We start from the raw sequence: 20,089 nt of genomic DNA, 5'->3' as shown, positions 1-20,089 counted from the left end.
CACCCCGGTTCGCCTCCCGCGCACGCAGGTACCCTCCACCCTCATGCGCACCATCCTGATCACGGGGCCCGGCGGCAGCGGTCGTACCACGATCGCCGCCGCGACCGCGCTCGACGCCGCCCGCGAGGGCACCCGCACCCTTCTGCTGAGCGCCGACCGCACCGACACCCTCGGTGCCGCCCTCGGCTCCGCGACAGGACCGGCCCCCGCACCAGCCGGCGCGAACCTCACCACCTGGCGTCCCGACGCGACCGCCCGGTTCCGCGCGGACCTCACCGCCTTCCAGACCCGCGCCGCGAACGTCCTCGACCTGCTCGGCGCCGCTCGCCTGGAGGCCGAGGAGGTCACCCCGCTCCCTGGCGCCGAGGAACTGTCCTTGCTGCGCGCCCTCCGGGACGCAGCCCTCAGCGAGCGCTACGACCTGCTCGTCGTCGACCTCCCGCCCCTGTCGCAGGCCCTCGCCCTGCTCGCCCTCCCCGAGGAGCTGCGCCGCTATCTGCGCCGGCTGCTCCCGCCCGAGCGGCAGGCGGCCCGCGCTCTGCGCCCGGTCCTCGGCCGGCTGGCCGGTGTGCCCATGCCCGCCGACTGGCTGTACGAGACGGCGGCCCGCTGGGACGTCGAACTGGCCGCCGTCCAGGCCGTGCTCTGCGACCGCGACACCGCCGTACGCCTGGTCGCCGAACCCGGACCGGCCGGCGCCGACGCCGTCCGGGCCGCCCGCCTCGGCCTCGCCCTGCGCGGCCTGCCCGTCGAGGGCCTGATCGCCCACCGCACCCTGCCCGAGGCCACCCCCGACAGCTGGTTCTCCTCCCTCCTCGCCCAGCAGCGCAAGACGCTCGCCGACTGGCAGCAGCAGCCGTACGACGTCCACCCCGTCGCGCACCTCGGCCGTGACCCGCGCGGCGCCGACGACCTCGCCGCCCTCGCCGTGCCGCGCGTCAATCCGGCGCCCGCCCCGGTCGAGTGGCCCGTGGCCGACCGGCTCGCCGAGGACGGCGTGCTGGTCTGGCACATCCCGCTGCCCGGAGCGATACGGGAGGAACTGGACCTGATCCGGCGCGGTGACGAACTCGTCATCACCGTGGGACCTTTCCGGCGGATCGTGCCGCTGCCCTCCGCCCTGCGCCGCTGCACCGTCGCCGGGGCCGGTCTGCGCGAGGGCGAGCTGCGGGTGAGGTTCGCGCCGGACCCCGAGCTGTGGCCCGCCGCCGGACGCCGAAGCGGACGGTGAACCGGGTACGCCCGTTCGGGTAACGTCGTACAGGCGAACCGTCGTCAGGAGTCCGCCATGAGCGAAGAGCGTCCCGCAACCGACTCGTCCGAGGAGCAGGGCCGGGCCACCGACTCCGACGCCTGGGCGACCGCCTGCGCCGAGGATCTCGCCGCCGAGAAGGCCCGCCGCCGCGCCGAGCACGGCCCGCAGCCGGGATCGGCCGCGGAGGAACTGAAAAGACTCGTGGACACCGTGGCCGACAAGCTGTCCGGCCTCTCGTCACCGCTCGTCGGCGGCCTCGCCGGACCCGCCGCCCAGCAGGTGGTGCGCCAGGCCGTCCAGCAGGCCAAGGCCGCCGTCGAGCCCGTCATCGAGCGCAACCCGGATGTCTTCGACCACCTCGCCGCGGCCGGCGGCGAACTGCTCGCCGCCTATCGCTCCGCCGTCCAGGCCCAGGAACGCCGCTGGAGCGCCCGCCCCGGCGACCTGGCGGACGAGTGGCGCGACGAGCGGCGCGACGGGGGTGAGGGCGGCGGCCCGGGAGAACGGATCGACCTGGACTGAAGCCGTCCCTCAAGGGGGCCTCGGGTACGGTTGGCCGTAGCGGGGCTCGACCGAACTGAGGGATTCATGGGACTCACCATCGGCGTCGACATCGGCGGCACCAAGATCGCGGCCGGTGTGGTCGACGAGGAAGGCAACATCCTCTCGACCCACCAGGTGCCGACCCCGGGTACGCCCGAGGGCATCGTGGACGCCATCGCCGCTGCCGTCGAGGGCGCGCGAGCCGGGCACGAGATCGTCGGCGTGGGTATCGGCGCGGCCGGTTATGTGAACCGGCAGCGCTCGACGGTGTACTTCGCGCCGAACATCGACTGGCGCCAGGAGCCGCTGAAAGAGAAGGTCGAGGCCCGTGTGGGCCTCCCGGTCGTGGTCGAGAACGACGCCAACGCCGCCGCCTGGGGCGAGTACAGGTTCGGCGCGGGCAAGGGCCACCGCAACGTCATCTGCATCACCCTCGGCACCGGCCTCGGCGGCGGCATCATCATCGGCAACAAGCTGCGCCGCGGCCACTTCGGCGTGGCCGCCGAGTTCGGCCACATCCGGATGGTCCCGGACGGCCTGCTGTGCGGCTGCGGCTCGCAGGGCTGCTGGGAGCAGTACGCCTCCGGCCGCGCCCTGGTCCGCTACGCCAAGCAGCGCGCCAACGCCACCCCCGAGCACGCCGAGATCCTGCTCGGCCTCGGTGACGGCAGCCCGGACGGCATCGAGGGCAAACACATCTCCATGGCCGCCCGCCAGGGCGACCCGGTCGCCGTCGACTCCTACCGCGAGCTGGCCCGCTGGGCCGGCGCCGGCCTCGCCGACCTGGCCTCCCTCTTCGACCCCTCCGCGTTCATCGTCGGCGGCGGCCTCTCCGACGAGGGCGAACTGGTCCTCGACCCGATCCGCAAGTCCTACAAGCGCTGGCTGGTCGGCGGCAACTGGCGCCCGGTGGCCGATGTGATCGCGGCCCAGCTCGGCAACAAGGCGGGCCTGGTGGGCGCGGCGGACCTGGCCCGGGAGCCCGACCCGATCATGTAAGAGACCTTGGGTTCATATATGTAAGAGACCTTGGGTTCAACGGGGCGCGGGGAACTGCGCGACACGCCACGACGACACGGCAGTCGCACACGACCTCGCGCCCCGCTTTATTCGGGCGCCCGAGCCCCGTCCACGTCCTAGATTGACGGCATGGCAACCCCCCTGCTCCCCAACTCCCGCACAGAGTCCGACGGTTCCCCCGTCCTCCGCGTCCTGAGCTACAACATCCGCTCGATGCGCGACGACACCGACGCCCTCGCCCGAGTCATCACCGCCTGCGCCCCCGACCTGGTCCTCATCCAGGAAGCCCCCCGTTTCTTCCGCTGGCGCAAGAAGCTCGCCCGCCTCGCCGCGGCCTGTGGCCAGGTCATCCTCACCGGCGGCGCCACCGCCGCGGGCCCCGCGATCCTCTGCTCGCTCCGGGCCACCGTCGAACACACCGAGGACGTCCTCCTGCCCCTCGCCCCCGGCCACCACCGGCGCGGCTTCGCCACGGCAGTGGTCCGTTTCGGCGGCGCCCGCATCGGCGTGCTCAGCTGCCATCTGAGCCTGCAGAAGGACGAGCGCCGCGAGCAGGCCGGGATGCTTCTCGACCGGCTCGCCGGCCTGGGCGTGGCGCACGCCGTCGCCGGCGGTGACCTCAACGAGAGTCCCGAGGGCCCCGCCTTCCGTCTGCTCTCCGGCGCCCTTCAGGACTGCCGGGCCGTGGCCCCCTGGGGCGGCGAGGAGACGTGGCGGTACAGCGAGCCCCACCGCCGTATCGACGCGGTCTTCGCCACGAAGGACATCGAGGTGCTGGGCTGCGGGGTCCCCTTGGCGCAACCGGGCGTCACCCGTGCCGATCTGATCGCCGCCACGGACCACCTCCCGGTGCTCGCCGCCCTTCGCGTACCGGCGTCCTGACCGCCACCTCGCAGCCGACCGGTCGCCGCATCGCGTGCGCCGCTTGAACTAAGTACAGGAAACCCCTTGTGCGTCCCGTCGGGGCGCCCTACAGTCCTGCCTGTACTTAGTTCAAGTGCCCAGAAGGGGGATCGTGATGTCCGAGGAGCGAGAGTCACTGGCCGCGTTCGTGGCGGCCGCGGCGGACGAGTTCGGGGTGCCGGGGGCCGCCGTCGCCGTACTGGCAGGGGGTGCGGAGCACCATGTCACCCACGGCGTGACCAACGTGGACCACCCGCTGCCGATCGACGAGCACACCCTCTTCCCGCTCGCCTCGGTCAGCAAGAGCTTCACGGCGACCGCGCTGCTGCGGCTGGTCGAGCAGGGCGCGGTGGACCTCGACGCCCCGGTCCGCCGCTACGTCCCCGAGCTGTGCCTCGCCGACGAGGAGGCCGCCGCCCGGATCACCGTGCTGAACCTGCTCAACCACACCTCGGGCCTGGACTGGAACCTCGTCGACGCCGACGAGACCGACGGCTCGCTCGCCGCCTGGGTCGCCCAGCTGGACCGGCTGCCGCTGATCGCCCCGCCCGGTGCCCGTGCCTCCTACAGTCAGGCCGGGTACAACCTGGCCGGGCTGGTGGTGGAGAAGGTCACCGGCCTGCCCTTCGAGAAGGCCGTCGCCGAACTGGTCCTGGAGCCGCTGGGCCTGTCCGACACGGTCTACGACCTGGACGAGGTCGTGATCCGCCGCTTCGCCGTGGGCCACAACCGGGCCGAGGACGGCACCGTCACCCTCGCCCGCCCCTGGAAGTCCTGGCGGGCCGGCACGCGCGGCAACAACCCCGGCGGCGGCATCGTCTCCTCGGCGAGCGATCTGCTGCGCTGGGCCCGCTTCCAACTGAGCGACGGTGAGGGCCTGTTGACGGCCGCGAGCCTGGACCGGATGAAGCGGCCCACGGTTCAGCTGCGCGGCAGCACCCTCGGCGACGCCTTCGGCATCTGCTGGTTCCTGCGGGATGTGGCGGGCGTGCGCACGGTCGGTCACGGAGGCTCGGGCAACGGGCAGTTCGCCGAGCTGCTCCTGGTGCCGGAGCGGGACTTCGCCGTCGTCTCGCTGGCCAACACCGGCCCGGACGGCTACCAGTTCAACCAGGCGGTGCTGAAGCGGGCGCTGGAGCTGTACCTCGGGGTGGTCGAGCGGGAACCGGAACCGCTGCCGTACGACGCGGGGCGGGCGCGCGAGGCCGCCGGGCGGTACGAGATCGACGCCATGTGTCTCGACGTCACGGACGAGGCCGGCCGGCTCACGCTGGCCGTCGGCATCAAGCCGGAGATCCGGGCGGCCTCGGATGCGGAGATGCCGCCGGACTACCCGGCCGCGGAGATCGGCTTCCTGCCGGGGGAGGGTGACGAGTATGTGATCACCGAGGGCGGCTTGAAGGGGCAGAAGGGTTACTTCTCCCGTGGAGCCGACGGCGCGGTGACCGGCGTCGACCTGGCCGGACGCCTCTTCAGCAGGCGCTGACCGCAGTGCCGGGAGCCGTGTCCGTTCCGCCGGGCCGCAGGCCGTCCAGCAGGGCGCGCAGGCCCACCCGGTACGTTCCGTCCGGCGCGTCCGCATACCCCGTCGCCGCCGCCGTGTCCAGCCGTGCCCGCAACCGCGGAAACGGCTGTGCCGCCTCCGCCGCCTTGGCCAGCGTCTCCTCGACGCGTCCCCCGGCGTCCTCGCCGGCCCGCCGCAGCTTGCGTGACAGTGATGCCATCGTGGACGCGCCGAGCGCGTTGCCGAAGACGTAGGTCACCAGTGCACCGGCCGCCTGGTCGGCCTCTTGTGGCCCGAACCCGGCCGTCTCGAAGACCCCGAGGAGATGGTCGTCGTAACGGGCCTTCCCGGTGCCGTGGAGCAGATGGGAGCCCATCGCCTGCACCAGCCACGGATGCCGTAGGAGCATCGTGTGCAGCCGGTCGGCCATCACCGTGGCGGTGCCCCGCCAGTCGGCCGGGCCCAGCTCCGGCAGCTCCACCTCGCGCCACACCCGGTCCGCGGCGAGCAGCACGAGGTCGTCCTTGTTCTTGACATGCCAGTAGACGGCGGTCGCCGCGGCCCCCAGCCGCCTGCCGAGGCTGCGCATGTTCAGGCCCTCAAGACCCTCGTCGTCCAGCAGCTCCACGGCGGTCCGGACGATCTGTTCAGGGGTGAGGGTGTCGCGCGGCATGGGCTCACGATAGGGGAGCCACGCGGCACCTGTACAAAGTTCAGACGACCGCGCCACGGCCCGGGTCGTCGCCCTCCTCGTCGTCCGTGCGCATCCGCATCACCAGCGTGGCGAAGCCGCCGAGGAAGCCGCCGATGCCGAGGGTCGTCAGCCACCAGGTCATGTCCCAGCCGAGCACCACCGCGAGCAGCAGCAGGACCGGCCCGCCGACGACACCCAGCCAGGCGAACCTGGCGGTGGGGTCGGCGGCCGGCAGGGGCGGTGGCTCCGGCGGGACGAAGTGTCCCTCGTCGTCCTCGTCGGGCTCCGCGGGTGCGTAGTCGCGCGGGCCGACACCGGGCGCGAACGACACCGAGCTGCCCAGCGGCCGCACCGGCGCCTTGCCGATGTCGCTCTCGTCCTTCCCGGCGTCCTTCCCGGGGTTCGTGCCGGTGTCCTTCTCGGTGTCCGGCTCCGGCAGCGCCAGGTCCTCCACCGGCTTGAAGGGCCTGGCACCCGGCGGGTCCGGCGGCTCCTCGCCGTACCCGGCGACGATGGCGCGCCAGGCGGCGTCCTCGTCGAAGGACGCGCCCTGCTCGTCCGGCTCGCGGCCCTCGCGGTCCTCACGGTCCTCGCGGTCGGACTCGTGCTCAGCCACCTGTGGCCGTCCCTTCCTTGCCGAGACTGGGTGCGAGCCGGCCGACGAAGGCGAGGCTCTGCTCGAAGATCCGGTCCGCATCGAGGTCCAACGTCGCCACGTGGTAGCTGTGTTCCAGCACGATCTCCGTCACGTCCGTGGACGACACCCGGCTGAGCACCCGGGCCGAGTCGGCGGCCGGGACGACATGGTCCTGCGCGCTGCGCAGCAGCAGCAACGGCTGGGTGACCTGGGGCAGCTCGCCGTCCAGCCGGCGCAGGAAGCGCCGCAGCGAGTGCGCCGCGTGCAGCGGCACCCGGTCGTACCCCACCTCGGCCGCGCCGCCCTTGGCGATGTCGCTGGCGATGCCCTTCGTCGTGCGCACGAGATGCCGGGCCACCGGAAGGGCGTACGCCGCGAGGCCGTGCACCTTGTTCGCCGGGTTGACGACCACGGCGCCCGCGACCCGCTCGCCGTGCCGGGCCGCGAGCCGGAGCGCCAGGGCGCCGCCCATGGACAGGCCCGCGACGAACACCCGGGAACAGCGCTCGGCGAGGAGGCACAGCTCGCGGTCCACCTCCGCGTACCAGTCCTGCCAGCCGGTGAGCTGCATGTCCTCCCAGCGGGTGCCGTGGCCGGGCAGCAACGGCAGCGACACGGTCAGGCCGTGTGCCGCGTGGTGCTCCGCCCAGGGGCGCAGCGACTGGGGCGAGCCGGTGAAGCCGTGGCAGAGGAGGACCCCCACCTCCCCGCCCTCGTGGCGGTACGGCTCGGCTCCGGGGAGGACCGGCACCTTGGACGCTCCTGTTTCTGAAGAGGCCCCCACCGGTGGCCGGCGAAAGCGTGAGGAATACGCGCGGATGTGCTTCACCGTACGCGACCGCACTGACACCGACCAGGGTCGTCGGACCGATTGACGGTCCTCCGGGTTAAGGTCTGTTCGACGGAAACGGGAGGCACACGGGTGTTGTACGGCACGATGAAGGTCGCCATCGGAGGGCCGCTGAAGGTCGCCTTCAGGCCCTGGGTGGAGGGCCTGGAGAACGTACCGGCAGAAGGGGCCGCCATCCTGGCGAGCAATCACCTGTCCTTCTCGGACTCGTTCTTCCTGCCGGCGGTCCTGGAGCGCAAGGTCACCTTCATCGCGAAGGCCGAGTACTTCACCACGCCCGGTGTGAAGGGCCGGCTGACGGCGGCCTTCTTCAAGGGCGTCGGACAGCTCCCGGTGGACCGCTCCGGGGCGCGCGGCGCCGGCGAGGCGGCGATCAAGAGCGGCATCGAGGTGCTGGAGCGCGGCGAGCTGTTCGGTATCTACCCCGAGGGCACCCGCTCGCCCGACGGCCGGCTCTACCGGGGCAAGCCCGGCGGTCTCGCGCGCGTGGCGCTCGCCACCGGAGCGCCGGTCATCCCGGTGGCGATGATCGACACCGAGAAGATCCAGCCGCCCGGCAAGGTGATGCCGAAGCTGATGCGGCCCGGCATCCGTATCGGCAAGCCGCTCGACTTCGGCCGCTACGCCGGCATGGAGCACGACCGCTTCGTCCTGCGCGCCCTGACCGACGAGGTCATGTACGAGATCATGAAGCTCTCCGGCCAGGAGTACGTCGACATGTACGCGACCGCCGCCAAGCGGCAGATCGCGGATGCGGCGAAGTCGGCCAAGGAAGCCGAGAAGGCCAGGGAAGCCGAGAAGGCCGAGGCCGCCGAGAAGAAGACAGAGGCTTGACGGGCTGGACGGGCTAGGAGAGGGCCGGGGGGGCGGGGGACATGCCGAGGCGTGAGCGGGTCATGAGGATGTCGGTCGAGCTGCCGCTGTGGCGCGCGCTCGCCGGCTATCGCGTGCTGACCCTGCTGTACGCGATCGCCCTGTGCGTCACCAGGTACGACCTCTATGTCCGACCCTGGGCGGCCGTCGCCTACAACGCCGTCCTGCTCGTCTGGACCCTCGCCACCCTGCCCAGGGTGCGCGGCGCGGCGAGCTGCACCAAGCGCTTCCTGGTCGCCGATCTGGCCATCGCCCTCGCCGGGATCCTGCTCACCCCGCTCGCCGACAGCCACCAGCGGATCGCGGGCGGTCCCACGCTGCCGTCGATATGGACGGCCGGCGCGGTGCTCGCCTTCGCGATCAAGGGCGGCTGGCGCTGGGCAGCCGTCGCCTCCACGGCGGTGGCCGCCGCCAATCTGGTCGAGCGCGGCCACCCGGCCCGCGACACGGTGCACAGCCTGATCCTCGTCTGGGTGGCCTCCATCGCCATCGGCTATGTCGTGGAGGTCGCCCGCGCCTCCGAGCGCACCCTCGCCCGCGCCCTGGAGATCGAGGCCGCGACCCGTGAGCGGGAGCGGCTGGCCCGGGACATCCACGACGGCGTGCTGCAGGTGCTGGCGATGGTGCAGCGGCGCGGCGCGGTCATCGGCGGTGAGGCGGCCGAGCTGGGGCGGCTCGCGGGGGAGCAGGAGGTGGCGCTGCGCACGCTGGTCTCCGGCGGTCTGGTGCCGGTCTCCCGGGTCTCGGAGGACGCCTCCGCCGGAGCCGTCGTACGCGTCGTCGAGGAGCCGTACGAGGACGAACCGGACGGCCCGCTCGATCTGCGCGCCCTGCTCGCCCCCTACGCGGGTGCCCGGGTGAGCCTGGCCGAGCCCGGGGCCCCGGTCGAGCTGTCCCGGCCGGCCGCGCGGGAGCTGGCCGCCGCGGTCGGCGCCGCCCTGGACAACGTACGCAGGCACGCGGGCGGCGAGGCCCGGGCCTGGATCCTGGTCGAGGACGAGCCGGAGGAGATCGTCGTGACCGTCCGGGACGACGGCCCCGGCATCCCCGAGGGCCGGCTCGCCCAGGCCGAGGGCGAGGGCCGGCTCGGCGTGGCCCAGTCGATCCGGGGGCGGCTGCGCGACCTGGGCGGCAGCGCGGAGCTGATCTCCGTCCCCGGACAGGGCACGGAAGTCGAACTGAAGGTACCGAAGGGTGCGCCGCGGGCGCGGGGGAAGAAGGCGGAGCGGCGATGACACAGCGGCAGGATCCGATCAAGGTCATGGTGGTGGACGACCACCCCATGTGGCGCGACGCGGTCGCCCGCGACCTGGCCGAGTCCGGCTTCGCGGTGGTCGCCACCGCCGGCGACGGCGAGCAGGCGGTCCGCCGGGCCAAGGCCGCCGCCCCCGACGTCCTCGTGCTGGACCTGAACCTGCCCGCCAAGCCCGGTGTCCAGGTGTGCAAGGAACTGGTCGGCCACAACCCGGCGTTGCGCGTCCTGGTCCTCTCCGCGAGCGGCGAGCACGCCGACGTCCTGGAGGCGGTGAAGTCCGGCGCGACCGGCTATCTGCTGAAGTCGGCCTCCACCGGGGAGTTGCTGGACGCGGTGCGCCGGACCGCCGTCGGCGACCCGGTGTTCACGCCGGGTCTCGCCGGACTGGTCCTCGGCGAGTACCGCCGGCTGGCCTCCGAGCCCGCCCCCGCCCCCGACACCGACGAGCCCGGCGCGCCCCGGCTGACGGACCGCGAGACGGAGGTGCTGCGCCTCGTCGCCAAGGGCCTGAGCTACAAGCAGATCGCCGAACGCCTCGTCATCTCCCACCGCACGGTGCAGAACCATGTGCAGAACACCCTCGGCAAGCTCCAACTCCACAACAGGGTCGAGCTGGTGCGGTACGCCATAGAGCGCGGCCTCGACAACGAGTAGCGCTGCCAGGCGCATTCCGGCAATGCGCCGAAATCACCCGCCCCGCCTCTCCCGATGTGACCTGGGTCACCGTTAGCGTGACCGAGTGTCAGGGAACCGCGGCGAAGGGACATTTCATGCGGGTCGGAGTACTGACCGGAGGCGGCGACTGCCCCGGGCTCAATGCCGTCATCCGGGGCATCGTCCGCAAGGGCGTGCAGGAATACGGCTATGACTTCGTCGGCTTCCGGGACGGCTGGCGCGGTCCCCTCGAAGGCGACACCGTCCGTCTCGACATCCCCGCGGTGCGCGGCATCCTGCCCCGCGGCGGCACCATCCTCGGCTCCTCGCGGACCAACCCGCTCAAGGCCGAGAACGGCATCCGCCGGATCAAGGACAACCTGGCCAAGCTGGACGTCCAGGCCCTCATCGCGATCGGCGGCGAGGACACCCTGGGCGTCGCCGCGCGGCTGTCCGACGAGTACGCGGTGCCCTGCGTCGGGGTGCCCAAGACGATCGACAACGACCTGTCGGCCACCGACTACACCTTCGGCTTCGACACCGCCGTCAACATCGCCACCGAGGCCATCGACCGGCTGCACACCACCGCCGAGTCCCATATGCGGGTCCTGGTCGTGGAGGTGATGGGCCGGCACGCCGGCTGGATCGCCATCCACTCGGGGCTGGCCGGCGGCGCCAACGCCATCCTCATCCCCGAGCAGCGCTTCGACGTCGAGCAGGTCTGCGCCTGGGTGACCTCGCGCTTTCGGGCGTCGTACGCGCCGATCGTGGTCGTCGCCGAGGGTGCCATGCCCAAGGACGGCGACATGGTGCTCAAGGACGGCTCGCTGGACTCCTTCGGGCACGTCCGGCTCTCCGGGGTCGGCGAGTGGCTGGCCAAGGAGATCGAGAGGCGCACCGGCAAGGAGGCGCGCACCACGGTCCTCGGCCATGTCCAGCGCGGCGGCACGCCCAGCGCCTTCGACCGCTGGCTCGCCACCCGCTTCGGCCTGCACGCCATCGAGTGCGTGCACGACGGGGACTTCGGCAAGATGGTCTCGCTGCGCTCCACCGACATCGTCCGGGTCCCCCTCGCCGAGGCCACGGCCAAGCTGAAGACGGTGAATCCGAAGCTGTACGAGGAGGTCGGGGTCTTCTTCGGCTGAGCGGGCCCGTTCCCGGCGCCGGTGGGCGATCCAGCCCGTCTGGGGGCGACAGCCCCCAGACGGCGCGACAGACACCGGTGCTCGTCCATGCCCCGCGACACCGACAGGATCCAAGCGACCGGCCCTAGGGCGCTACACGCCCTAGGGCCGGTCGCCGCTCGGAGCACGTGCTCGTGCCGCGCAGCTGACCGATCAGCTCCCGCACCACCGCGGCCCCGTTCAGGCTGAGGACCGACTCGGGGTGGAACTGCACGCCGGCGAAGCCGGGCCCGCGCAGCGCGTGCACCTCGCCATTGGCCGCCCGGCTCACCTCCACCCCGTGCGCGGCCAGCTCCCGGGCGCCCTCGTCGTCGCAGCGGGCCACGAAACTGTTGTAGAAGCCGACGGTCTCGGCCCGTCCGAACAGGCCGACCGTGGTCTGCGCCCCCTGGTACGGCACCTCCTTGCGGACGATGTCCAGCCCCAGCTCGGCCGCGATCAGCTCATGGCCCAGGCAGACGCCCAGCACCCCGTGCCGCCGCTCCCGGATCAGCGTGGACGTCAGCTCGCGCAGGAACCGCATCTTCGGGTCGGCGAGGTCCGCCGGATCGCCGGGTCCGGGGCCGAGCACCACCGGGCCCTCGTGCGCGAGCACGGCCGCCCGCAGCCCCGGCTCGTCGTACCGCCGTACCGTCACCTCCAGGCCGCCCGAGCGCAGCACATGCGCCAGCATCGCGGTGAAGGTGTCCTCGCCGTCGACGACGAGGGCATGGCCGGTCAGCTCCTGCGCCGGCTCCTGCATCCGCAGCCAGAAGGGCGCGAGCGAGGCCCGCCGGCCGTCCAGCGCCGCCCGCACCCGCGGGTCGTCCGCCAGCCGGGGCCGCTCCCCCTGCGCTCGCGGCCGGGGCGGCCGTACCCCGAGGGCGGCCAGCACCCCCGCCGCCTTCGCGTGTGTCTCCGCGACCTCGCCCGCCGGGTCCGAGCCGCGCACCAGCGTGGCGCCGACCGGGACGCGCACGTGTCCCTCGGCGTCGATGTCGGCGGTGCGGATCAGAATGGGGGAGTCGAGGGTCTGGGCGCCGCCGGAGTCCCGGCCGAGCAGCGCCAGAGCGCCCGCGTAGTAGCCCCGGCCGCCCACCTCATGGCGCTCGATCACCCGGCACGCGTTCTGCACCGGCGACCCGGTCACCGTCGCCGCGAACATGGTCTCCCTCAGCACCTCCCGCGCGTCCAGGGAGGACTTTCCGCGCAGCTCGTACTCGGTGTGCGCGAGATGCGCCATCTCCTTCAGCCGCGGCCCGACGACCACCCCGCCCATGTCGCCGACGGTGCACATCATCTTCAGTTCCTCGTCGACGACCATCGACAGCTCCTCGATCTCCTTGCCGTCGGCGAGGAAGGAGAGCAGATGCTCCGGGGTCGGCCCCTCGGTGGGATACCGGTACGTCCCGCTGATCGGGTTCATCACGACCGTCCCGCCGGACATCCGCACATGCACCTCGGGGCTGGCCCCGACCAGTGTCCGGTCCCCGGTATGCACGACGAACGTCCAGTACGCGCCCCGCTCACCCGCCAGCAGCCGCCGGAACAGCGCGAGCGCGTCGGCCCGGCCGAACCCCGGGATCGCGCCCTCGTAGGTGCGCCGGATCACGAAGTTCGCGCCCTCGCCCCGGCCGATCTCCTCCGCCAGCACCCGTGCGACGATCTCGCCGTAGGCCGCGTCGTCGACGTCGAAGGCGCCGTCCTCGACCCGGACTTCGTGTCCGGGCAGCTGGTCCAGGGCCTGCTCCAGCGGGATCTCGTACGACTCCTCAGGGGTCAGCACCAGCAGCGGGGTGCCGTCGTCGCGGACGTCGAAGCCGCGCTCGCGGATCTGCCGGAACGGGACCAGCGCGAGACCCTCGTCGGGCAGGTCCGCCAGCCGGTCGTGGGCGGTGACGGGGCCGCGCAGCAGCTCGACCGTGTCGTGCTCGCGGCCCGGTGTGCGGCGGCGCAGAAGGGCGAACGGGCGGTCGTCGTCGAGCAGTCGGGTCAGGTCCATGGTTTCTCGTTCCTCTTCTCGGTGGGAGGAACGGCCCGGCCCTGGAAACACCGAAGGCCGCCCCTCGGGCGGCCTTCGCGAAGTCTGGGTACGCGCAGTCAGTGGGCCGCCGGATGAGCGGTCCACCACCAGTTCTGGTTCATGGGCGAATGCGCGAGCATGTTCCGCACCCTACCCGATCCGGTCAGGCCTCGGCGGGTTCATCCGCCCGGCACCCGCTTCCCGGAGGCTTTCAACTGCCCCGCGCGCGTTTGGCGACCCGCTGTTTCACGCCGTGCCCACACGGCCCTCACGCCGGGCGTGCGGAGGCTCCGCACACGGAAGTAGGCCGAAAAAACCGGCAATTGAGCGCCATTTGTTGACGCGTACACGATCTGACTCTCAGTCTTCCCCCGGACCGCTTTCGTCCCTCGGGGGAGGAGAAAGTCATTTCCAGATCACTGTCACCACGGCCGCATCCGTGGTTCGGACGGCGCGCCGTACGCACGCTGACCGTCCTCGCCACCGCGGCGGCACTCGGCGCCGCACCGCTCGCCACCGCACAGGCCGCCACCGCGCAGGCCGGCACCCGTGGCGGCGGCACCACGATCCACTACCGGGGGCACGCGTTCACCGTCCCCGCCGACTGGAAGGTCGTCGACCTCGACAGGAATCCGGCCGCCTGCGTCCGCTTCGACCGGCACGCCGTGTACCTCGGCACACCCGGCGCCCGCCAGAACTGTCCCGCCGACGTGACCGGCCGCACCGAGGCGCTCCTCGTGCGGCCCTCGGGCGCCACCAGGATCACCGTCACCGAGAACCCCGCCTCCCGGACGTACAGCGCGACCGCCGCCGGCATCACCGTCACGGCCGGCTACGGCGGTGACCGCGCCGGGATCCAGCGGGTGCTGGGCAGTGCCGGGCTGCCGGCGGCCTCGGCGCGGACCGCGGCACCGTCCGCCGCGCCGGCCGCGCTCGCCGTCCCGGCCGACGCGACCTCGTACCAGGGCAAGGGCTTCGACGCCTGCGCCGCCCCGGGCCAGGCGGCGATGGACGCGTGGAAGGGATCCTCCGGATACGGCGCCGTCGGCGTCTACATCGGCGGCGAGAACCGCGGCTGCCCCCAGGCGAACCTCGACGCCCAGTGGGTGCGGACCCAGTACACGAACGGCTGGCGCTTCCTGCCGATCTACGTCGGCAAGCAGGCCACCGCCGACTCGGGCAGCTGCGGCGGCCACTGCTCGGTCATCACCGACCCGGTCCCGCAGGGCACCGCGGCCGCCGACGACGCGGTCGCGCAGGCGAAGGCGGTGGGGCTCGACGCGGGCTCGGTGATCTACGAGAACATGGAGAACTATCCGCGCGGAGGCGACAACACCGCCCGGGTGCTCGCCTACCTCGACGCCTGGACCAAGCGGCTGCACACGCTCGGCTACCGCTCCGGTGCCTACGGCGGCGGAGCGTCCCTCACCCCCGACCTCGTCGCGGCCGCCGGCCGGATCGTGCTGCCGGACGTGATCGACACCGCCCGCTGGGACAACCGGGAGACCACCGACGACCCGGCGATCCCGGCCGGCCTGTGGACCGACCACCAGCGCGTCCACCAGTACGCGGGTGATCTGTACGAGACCCACGGCGGCGTCAGGATCGGCATCGACCGCGACTTCATGGACGTCGGCGCCGGCAGTACGCCTCCGCCGCCCCGGAAGAAGGCCACCAAGCTCGCCCACACCGGCCCGAAGACCGTCTCCGACGGCTCCCCGGCCACGCTGTCCGCGACCCTCACCACCGACGCCGGCGCACCCGTCGCCGGCAAGAAGGTGAGCTTCGCGCTCGGCGCCCAGACCTGTGACGGCACCACGGACGCCCAGGGAGCGGCGAGCTGCGCCATCGCCTCGGTCGACGCCCCGCTGAACGCCGACGCGACCGTCCCGGTCAAGGTGTCCTTCGCCGGCGACGACGGCTACCTGCCCGCCGAGGCCACCGCCACCGTGCGGCTCCGGTACGTCACCGGACGGGCCTACGGCCTCTCCGCCGACGTCTCGCTGCTCGGCCTGCCGGTGGTGTCCGTCCCGCCGACGCCCGACACGGGCACCGTGCGCACCGCGGGTGCGAGCGGCACGGCCCCGCCCTGCACGGCCGACCTCACCACGGTCGTGCTCACCTCGAAGACGCTGTGTGCCCGGGTCGACACCAAGGCCGGACCCGGCAGCGCCACCGCCACGGCGTCCCTGGAGGAGGCCACGATCGGGCTGCCCGGGCTCCCCGTCCTGAAGGTGTCCGGGATCAAGGCCGGCTCGACCGGCACCTGCGGCGCGGTGTCCGGCAGCACGGACCTCACGCTCACCGTGGCCGGTGTCCCGGTCAAGGTCGACGGCAGCGTGAACGAATCCGTCGATCTCGGGGTCGTGGGCGTCAAGCTCGTGGTGAACGAGCAGGTCAGGACGGCGGACGGCGGCCTCACGGTCGACGCCGTCCACCTGACCGCCCCCGGGGTGGACGTGGTCGTCGCGTCCAGCACCTCGGCGGCCCACAACTGCGGCTGACCGCCGCCGGAGACGGGCCTGCGCACCGACGGGCCGCACCGACGGGCCCCCGCCCCCGGGGGCCCGTTTCCCACATCCGGTCACGATGCGTCTCACTTGATGAGCGAATGAGGGGGTCGGTGACCGCACCCCGTAATGTGTAGAGGGTGACCGTGAACGCTAAGACCAGCGCGAGCGCTGGCAACACCTGGCGGAACCTGCCCGCGGCGCAGCAGCCCGAGTACCCCGACGCCGAGGCTCTGCGCGCAGTGATCGCGGACCTCGAGTCGTATCCGCCGCTCGTCTTCGCGGGCGAGTGCGACCAGCTGCGCGCCCGGATGGCGGCCGTCGCCAGGGGAGAGGCGTTCCTCCTCCAGGGCGGCGACTGCGCCGAGGCCTTCGACGCCGTGTCCGCCGACCACATCCGCAACAAGCTGAAGACGCTGCTCCAGATGGGTGCCGTCCTCACCTACGCGGCCGCCGTGCCCGTGGTGAAGGTCGGCAGGATCGCCGGGCAGTACTCCAAGCCGCGCTCCAAGCCGACGGAGACCCGCGACGGAGTGACCCTCCCGGTGTACCGGGGCGACTCCGTCAACGGCTTCGACTTCACTCCGGAGTCCCGGATCCCGGACCCCGAGCGCCTGAAGCGCATGTACAACGCCTCGGCGTCCACGCTGAACCTGGTGCGCGCCTTCACCACCGGCGGCTACGCCGACCTGCGCCAGGTGCATGCCTGGAACCAGGACTTCGTGAAGACCTCGCCGTCGGGCCAGCGCTACGAGCAGCTCGCCCGCGAGATCGACAACGCGCTGAACTTCATGCGGGCCTGCGGCACGGACCCGGAGGAGTTCAAGACCGTCGAGCTGTTCTCCTCGCACGAGGCGCTGCTGCTGGACTACGAGTCCGCCCTGACCCGGGTCGACTCGCGCACCGGCAAGCTGTACGACGTCTCCGGGCACATGGTGTGGATCGGCGAGCGCACCCGGCAGCTGGACGGGGCGCACATCGAGTTCGCCTCGAAGATCCGCAACCCGCTCGGCATCAAGCTCGGCCCGGCGACGACGGCCGAGGACGCGCTGAAGTACATCGACCGCCTCGACCCCGAGCGGGAGCCGGGCCGGCTGACCTTCATCGTCCGCATGGGCGCCGACAAGATCCGCGACAAGCTCCCCGAGCTGGTGGAGAAGGTCACGGCGTCCGGCGCGACGGTGGCCTGGGTGACCGACCCGATGCACGGCAACACCTTCGAGGCGGCCTCCGGGCACAAGACCCGCCGCTTCGACGACGTGCTCGACGAGGTCAAGGGCTTCTTCGAGGTCCACAAGGGGCTCGGCACCCACCCGGGCGGCATCCATGTGGAGCTGACCGGCGACGATGTCACCGAGTGCGTGGGCGGCGGCGACGAGATCTTCGTCGACGATCTGCACCAGCGCTACGAGACGGCCTGCGACCCGCGGCTGAACCGCAGCCAGTCGCTGGACCTGGCGTTCCTGGTCGCGGAGATGTACCGGGACCAGTAGGACCCGCAGGGGACAGCCGGACGCTCTGGGGCGCGGATCACATCCGATCCGCGCCCCTCCCCACTTTTGCGGACCCTGTGCGGCGGGTAAGGTTAGGTTTGCCTCACCGATCAAGGGGATGGCGCCGAGACTCCGTCGGGAGGTGAATCCGCGTGTACGTCTGCAGCTGCTTCGGCATCACCGAGGACCAGGTCAAGCGGCATGCGGAGGACGGCGCCTGCACCCCCCGCCAGATCGCCTCCGCCTGCAAGGCGGGCACGGACTGCGGTTCGTGTGTCCGCCGGATCCAGGCGATCCTGGGCCGTGGCGCCTGCCCGCGCCGCGAGCTGGCCGACCAGGGCAGGCCGGTACTCGCCGAGCTGTCCGGCCCCGTCGGTCTGGACGAGGCCGCCTAGCCGCTCCCGAGGCGGCCCTCCCGGGTCGGCTGCTCTCGGGTCAGCTGCTCTCGGGCTGCTCGATGATCTGGGAGATGTAGAGCGCCTCGCCGAGCTTCTCCACCAGCTCCAGCTGCGTGTCGAGATAGTCGATGTGGTTCTCCTCGTCGGCGAGGATGTCCTCGAAGATGTTGGCGGACGTGATGTCGCCCTTCTCGCGCATCACCTTGATGCCCCGCTTCAGCCGGTCGATCGCCTCCACCTCGATCTGCCGGTCGGCCTCGAACATCTCCTTCACCGTCTGCCCGACGCGGACATGGAAGAGCCGCTGGTAGTTGGGCAGCCCCTCCAGGAACAGGATCCGGTCGGTGAGCACCTCCGCGTGCTTCATCTCGTCGAAGGACTCGTGCCGCGTGTACTTGGCGAGCTTGTACCAGCCGAAGTTCTCCTGCATCTTCGCGTGCAGGAAGTACTGGTTGATCGCGGTCAGCTCGCCGGTGAGCTGCTCGTTGAGGAACTCGATGACCTCGGGGTCGCCCTGCATCGCAGCGGCTCCTTCCACACGGAAACGGGGGGTACGCGGCCGCATGATTGCATCGGGGACGAAGATCGTCCAGTAAGTGCCGACTTAGTAAGTAAGTGCTTAGTTGCTGCGAGTTGTCCGGTTCATGGATCCATGGTCAAGGGCACTGCCCGAGGTCTGTCAGGATGGATACATGGGTCATCCGGTGGAGCGAGAGTCTGGAGCAACGGCAGGGTCCGAGCTTCCGCCGGGTCAGCGGCTCCAGCGCGGCTGGCCGGTCACCCACTACGGCCCCGTCCCGAAGTTCCGCTCCGAGCGCTGGGAGTTCCGGGTCTTCGGCGCCACCGCCGACGGGGACAAGCACACCTGGGGCCACGAGGAGTTCACGGCCCTGCCGTACACCACCGTGGTGGCCGATCTGCACTGCGTGACGAAGTTCAGCATGACCGGCGCCGAGTGGGGCGGTGTCCCCGCCCGCGCCGTCCTCGACCTCGCCCCGCCGGCGCCGGACGTCACCCATGTGATGGTCTGGGCCGAGTACGGCTTCAGCTCCAACCTCCGCCTGTCCGACTTCACCTCGGACCGCACGATCTTCGCCACCCACAAGGACGGCGAACTCCTCACCGCCGAGCACGGCTTCCCGGTCCGGCTGATCGTGCCCCACCTGTACGCCTGGAAGGGCCCCAAGTGGGTCCGGGGTGTCGAGTACATGACCGCCGATCGCCGCGGTTTCTGGGAGGAGCGCGGCTACCACAACATCGGCGACCCGTGGAAGGAACAGCGCTTCTCCTACCAGGAGGAACCGGGAGACGGCCCCGAGCTGTGACCCCGGCCCGGCCCCGCCTCGACCGTCAGCCGCCCTTGGGGCTCTCCGGCCTCAGCCGTCCCTGAGCTTCTTCAGGCGCTCCACGTCCGCCGCGTGCCCTTCCCTGCCGCCGGGCGTCTCGATGATCAGCGGTACGCCCTCGGTCGCCGGGTGGGTCATGAGCGCCCGGAACGGGTCCTCGCCGATGTGGCCGGCGCCGATGTTCTCGTGCCGGTCCTTGTGCGAGCCGACCACGTCCTTGGAATCGTTGGCGTGGATCAGCTTCAGCCGCCCCTCGCCGACGGTGTCCACCAGCAGGTCCAGCGTCTGGTGCATCCCGCTCGGCCCGGTCAGATCGTGCCCGGCGGCGAAGATGTGGCAGGTGTCCAGGCACACGCCCAGCTTCGGATGGGCGTCCAGCGCCTCGAAGTACGGCCCGAAGTCCCAGGTGCGCGAGCACAGCGAGGCACCCTGCCCCGCCGTCGACTCCAGCAGCAGGAACGGATCGTCGTCGTGGGTCAGCTCCTCCAGCAGCGGCAGCATGTGCTCCCGCACCTGCCGCAGCGCCACGGCCCGCTCCCGCCCGCCGGTCGCGCTGCCCGTGTGCACGACCACGCCCAGCGCGCCGATCTCCCGCCCGCGCCGCAGGGAGTGCCGCAGGGACTCGACCGACCGCTCGACGGTCGCCTCGGTGTGCGAACCGAAGTTGATCAGGTACGGGGCGTGTACATACGCGGGGACCGACTCCTCGGCACACGCCTGCCGGAACGCCTCGTCCTGCCGGGGGTTTCCCACGGGCGTCGCCCAGCCGCGCGGATTGGCGACGAAGACCTGCACGGTCTCGGCCTTCAGCTCACGGGCGTACGACAGCCCCACGGAGTGCAGGCCGCCGGCCACGGGGACATGGCCGCCGACGGGATTGCGCGGAAGGGACGGCGACGGCCGCAGGGACGACCGCTGATCGGAACTCACCCGTTCAGGGTGTCATGCTCGCACCGGCCGCCCGACCG

Annotated in this window: 20 protein-coding genes; 13 read left to right on the top strand and 7 right to left on the bottom strand. The window is 71.9% G+C overall.

Going from position 1 to position 20,089, the window contains the following annotated elements:
- The first annotated feature begins 43 nt into the window (after nt 1–43).
- The 5 genes from IE277_RS01340 (at nt 44) to IE277_RS01320 (ending at nt 5,207) form a co-directional block, all read left to right on the top strand.
- Nucleotides 44–1,231 (top strand): ArsA family ATPase, encoded by a 1,188-nt coding sequence (locus IE277_RS01340; RefSeq protein WP_189947646.1) that lies wholly within the window; start codon nt 44–46, stop codon nt 1,229–1,231.
- Nucleotides 1,232–1,288: 57 nt separating this feature from the next.
- Nucleotides 1,289–1,777, top strand: coding sequence for a DUF5304 domain-containing protein (locus IE277_RS01335; protein WP_189947645.1), 489 nt, complete (start codon nt 1,289–1,291; stop codon nt 1,775–1,777).
- A 66-nt stretch (nt 1,778–1,843) separates the two neighbouring features.
- Nucleotides 1,844–2,797 carry an ROK family glucokinase gene (locus tag IE277_RS01330; RefSeq protein WP_189947644.1) on the top strand — a complete coding sequence of 318 codons (954 nt, stop codon included), beginning with the start codon at nt 1,844–1,846 and terminating at the stop codon, nt 2,795–2,797.
- Nucleotides 2,798–2,947: 150 nt separating this feature from the next.
- Entirely contained in the window at nt 2,948–3,700 is a 753-nt protein-coding gene (locus IE277_RS01325; protein ID WP_189947643.1) for an endonuclease/exonuclease/phosphatase family protein, read from the top strand.
- A 136-nt stretch (nt 3,701–3,836) separates the two neighbouring features.
- Nucleotides 3,837–5,207, top strand: a complete 1,371-nt coding sequence (locus IE277_RS01320) for a serine hydrolase domain-containing protein (protein WP_189947642.1) — start codon at nt 3,837–3,839, stop codon at nt 5,205–5,207.
- Here IE277_RS01320 and IE277_RS01315 read toward each other — a convergent pair.
- Genes IE277_RS01315 through IE277_RS01305 form a run of 3 tightly spaced genes read right to left on the bottom strand, consistent with a single transcriptional unit; the run spans nt 5,194 to nt 7,307 of the window.
- The gene (locus IE277_RS01315) at nt 5,194–5,898 is read right to left on the bottom strand and encodes a TetR/AcrR family transcriptional regulator (protein WP_189947640.1); all 705 of its coding nucleotides are present in this window, start codon (nt 5,896–5,898) and stop codon (nt 5,194–5,196) included. The two genes, IE277_RS01320 and IE277_RS01315, sit on opposite strands and share 14 nt — an antisense overlap.
- Before the next feature lie 40 nt (nt 5,899–5,938).
- On the bottom strand, nt 5,939–6,535 hold the full coding sequence (locus IE277_RS01310; protein ID WP_189947638.1) for a hypothetical protein: 597 nt from the start codon (nt 6,533–6,535) through the stop codon (nt 5,939–5,941).
- Nucleotides 6,528–7,307 (bottom strand): alpha/beta hydrolase, encoded by a 780-nt coding sequence (locus IE277_RS01305; protein ID WP_189947636.1) that lies wholly within the window; start codon nt 7,305–7,307, stop codon nt 6,528–6,530. Before IE277_RS01305 ends, IE277_RS01310 begins: the two co-directional genes overlap by 8 nt.
- A 186-nt stretch (nt 7,308–7,493) precedes the next feature.
- On the opposite strand from IE277_RS01305, the gene IE277_RS01300 reads away from it, so the two are divergent.
- From IE277_RS01300 to IE277_RS01285, 4 genes are all read left to right on the top strand, one after another.
- The gene (locus IE277_RS01300; protein ID WP_189949147.1) at nt 7,494–8,240 is read left to right on the top strand and encodes a lysophospholipid acyltransferase family protein; all 747 of its coding nucleotides are present in this window, start codon (nt 7,494–7,496) and stop codon (nt 8,238–8,240) included.
- A gap of 41 nt (nt 8,241–8,281) precedes the next feature.
- On the top strand, nt 8,282–9,514 hold the full coding sequence (macS, locus tag IE277_RS01295) for a MacS family sensor histidine kinase (protein WP_189947634.1): 1,233 nt from the start codon (nt 8,282–8,284) through the stop codon (nt 9,512–9,514).
- A complete protein-coding gene (locus IE277_RS01290) occupies nt 9,511–10,188 on the top strand; it encodes a response regulator (RefSeq protein WP_189947633.1) in 678 nt (225 codons plus the stop codon). The genes macS and IE277_RS01290 overlap by 4 nt, the downstream gene beginning before the upstream one ends.
- Before the next feature lie 116 nt (nt 10,189–10,304).
- On the top strand, nt 10,305–11,333 hold the full coding sequence (locus tag IE277_RS01285; RefSeq protein ID WP_189947631.1) for a 6-phosphofructokinase: 1,029 nt from the start codon (nt 10,305–10,307) through the stop codon (nt 11,331–11,333).
- 124 nt (nt 11,334–11,457) lie between these two features.
- Here the strand turns inward: IE277_RS01285 and IE277_RS01280 are convergent, their stop codons facing one another.
- Both IE277_RS01280 and IE277_RS49390 read right to left on the bottom strand, forming a co-directional pair.
- Entirely contained in the window at nt 11,458–13,353 is a 1,896-nt protein-coding gene (locus IE277_RS01280; protein WP_189947629.1) for an anthranilate synthase family protein, read from the bottom strand.
- Nucleotides 13,354–13,451: 98 nt separating this feature from the next.
- Nucleotides 13,452–13,514 carry a trp operon leader peptide gene (locus IE277_RS49390; protein WP_189949145.1) on the bottom strand — a complete coding sequence of 21 codons (63 nt, stop codon included), beginning with the start codon at nt 13,512–13,514 and terminating at the stop codon, nt 13,452–13,454.
- Nucleotides 13,515–14,039: 525 nt separating this feature from the next.
- Between IE277_RS49390 and IE277_RS46905 the strand changes: the two genes are divergently transcribed.
- The 3 genes from IE277_RS46905 (at nt 14,040) to IE277_RS01260 (ending at nt 17,772) form a co-directional block, all read left to right on the top strand.
- Nucleotides 14,040–15,878, top strand: coding sequence for a choice-of-anchor P family protein (locus IE277_RS46905; protein ID WP_229880436.1), 1,839 nt, complete (start codon nt 14,040–14,042; stop codon nt 15,876–15,878).
- 146 nt (nt 15,879–16,024) lie between these two features.
- Entirely contained in the window at nt 16,025–17,377 is a 1,353-nt protein-coding gene (locus tag IE277_RS01265; RefSeq protein ID WP_189947627.1) for a class II 3-deoxy-7-phosphoheptulonate synthase, read from the top strand.
- A gap of 152 nt (nt 17,378–17,529) precedes the next feature.
- On the top strand, nt 17,530–17,772 hold the full coding sequence (locus IE277_RS01260) for a (2Fe-2S)-binding protein (protein WP_189947625.1): 243 nt from the start codon (nt 17,530–17,532) through the stop codon (nt 17,770–17,772).
- A gap of 40 nt (nt 17,773–17,812) precedes the next feature.
- Here IE277_RS01260 and bfr read toward each other — a convergent pair whose 3' ends face one another.
- Entirely contained in the window at nt 17,813–18,295 is a 483-nt protein-coding gene (bfr, locus tag IE277_RS01255; protein ID WP_123977855.1) for a bacterioferritin, read from the bottom strand.
- A 172-nt stretch (nt 18,296–18,467) separates the two neighbouring features.
- Between bfr and IE277_RS01250 the strand changes: the two genes are divergently transcribed.
- Entirely contained in the window at nt 18,468–19,100 is a 633-nt protein-coding gene (locus IE277_RS01250; RefSeq protein ID WP_189947624.1) for a sulfite oxidase-like oxidoreductase, read from the top strand.
- Nucleotides 19,101–19,151: 51 nt separating this feature from the next.
- Here the strand turns inward: IE277_RS01250 and IE277_RS01245 are convergent, their stop codons facing one another.
- Nucleotides 19,152–20,027 carry a deoxyribonuclease IV gene (locus IE277_RS01245; protein ID WP_189949144.1) on the bottom strand — a complete coding sequence of 292 codons (876 nt, stop codon included), beginning with the start codon at nt 20,025–20,027 and terminating at the stop codon, nt 19,152–19,154.
- Nucleotides 20,028–20,089: the final 62 nt, after the last annotated feature.

It is taken from the genome of Streptomyces alanosinicus, assembly GCF_014650595.1.
Classification (GTDB): Bacteria; Actinomycetota; Actinomycetes; order Streptomycetales; family Streptomycetaceae; genus Streptomyces; species Streptomyces alanosinicus.
Note: the sequence above shows the minus strand (reverse complement) of the source record. Positions and strands in the feature narration are given on the sequence as shown.

What these genes read in the sequence shown, in the direction of transcription:
- IE277_RS01280 (WP_189947629.1), bottom strand. Translation starts at nt 13,353, where the DNA reads ATGGACCTGACCCGACTGCTCGACGACGACCGCCCGTTCGCCCTTCTG.
- IE277_RS01315 (WP_189947640.1), bottom strand. Translation starts at nt 5,898, where the DNA reads ATGCCGCGCGACACCCTCACCCCTGAACAGATCGTCCGGACCGCCGTG.
- IE277_RS01285 (WP_189947631.1), top strand. Translation starts at nt 10,305, where the DNA reads ATGCGGGTCGGAGTACTGACCGGAGGCGGCGACTGCCCCGGGCTCAAT.
- IE277_RS01335 (WP_189947645.1), top strand. Translation starts at nt 1,289, where the DNA reads ATGAGCGAAGAGCGTCCCGCAACCGACTCGTCCGAGGAGCAGGGCCGG.
- IE277_RS01320 (WP_189947642.1), top strand. Translation starts at nt 3,837, where the DNA reads ATGTCCGAGGAGCGAGAGTCACTGGCCGCGTTCGTGGCGGCCGCGGCG.
- IE277_RS01325 (WP_189947643.1), top strand. Translation starts at nt 2,948, where the DNA reads ATGGCAACCCCCCTGCTCCCCAACTCCCGCACAGAGTCCGACGGTTCC.
- bfr (WP_123977855.1), bottom strand. Translation starts at nt 18,295, where the DNA reads ATGCAGGGCGACCCCGAGGTCATCGAGTTCCTCAACGAGCAGCTCACC.
- IE277_RS01300 (WP_189949147.1), top strand. Translation starts at nt 7,494, where the DNA reads ATGAAGGTCGCCATCGGAGGGCCGCTGAAGGTCGCCTTCAGGCCCTGG.
- IE277_RS01250 (WP_189947624.1), top strand. Translation starts at nt 18,468, where the DNA reads ATGGGTCATCCGGTGGAGCGAGAGTCTGGAGCAACGGCAGGGTCCGAG.
- IE277_RS01290 (WP_189947633.1), top strand. Translation starts at nt 9,511, where the DNA reads ATGACACAGCGGCAGGATCCGATCAAGGTCATGGTGGTGGACGACCAC.
- IE277_RS01330 (WP_189947644.1), top strand. Translation starts at nt 1,844, where the DNA reads ATGGGACTCACCATCGGCGTCGACATCGGCGGCACCAAGATCGCGGCC.
- macS (WP_189947634.1), top strand. Translation starts at nt 8,282, where the DNA reads ATGCCGAGGCGTGAGCGGGTCATGAGGATGTCGGTCGAGCTGCCGCTG.
- IE277_RS01340 (WP_189947646.1), top strand. Translation starts at nt 44, where the DNA reads ATGCGCACCATCCTGATCACGGGGCCCGGCGGCAGCGGTCGTACCACG.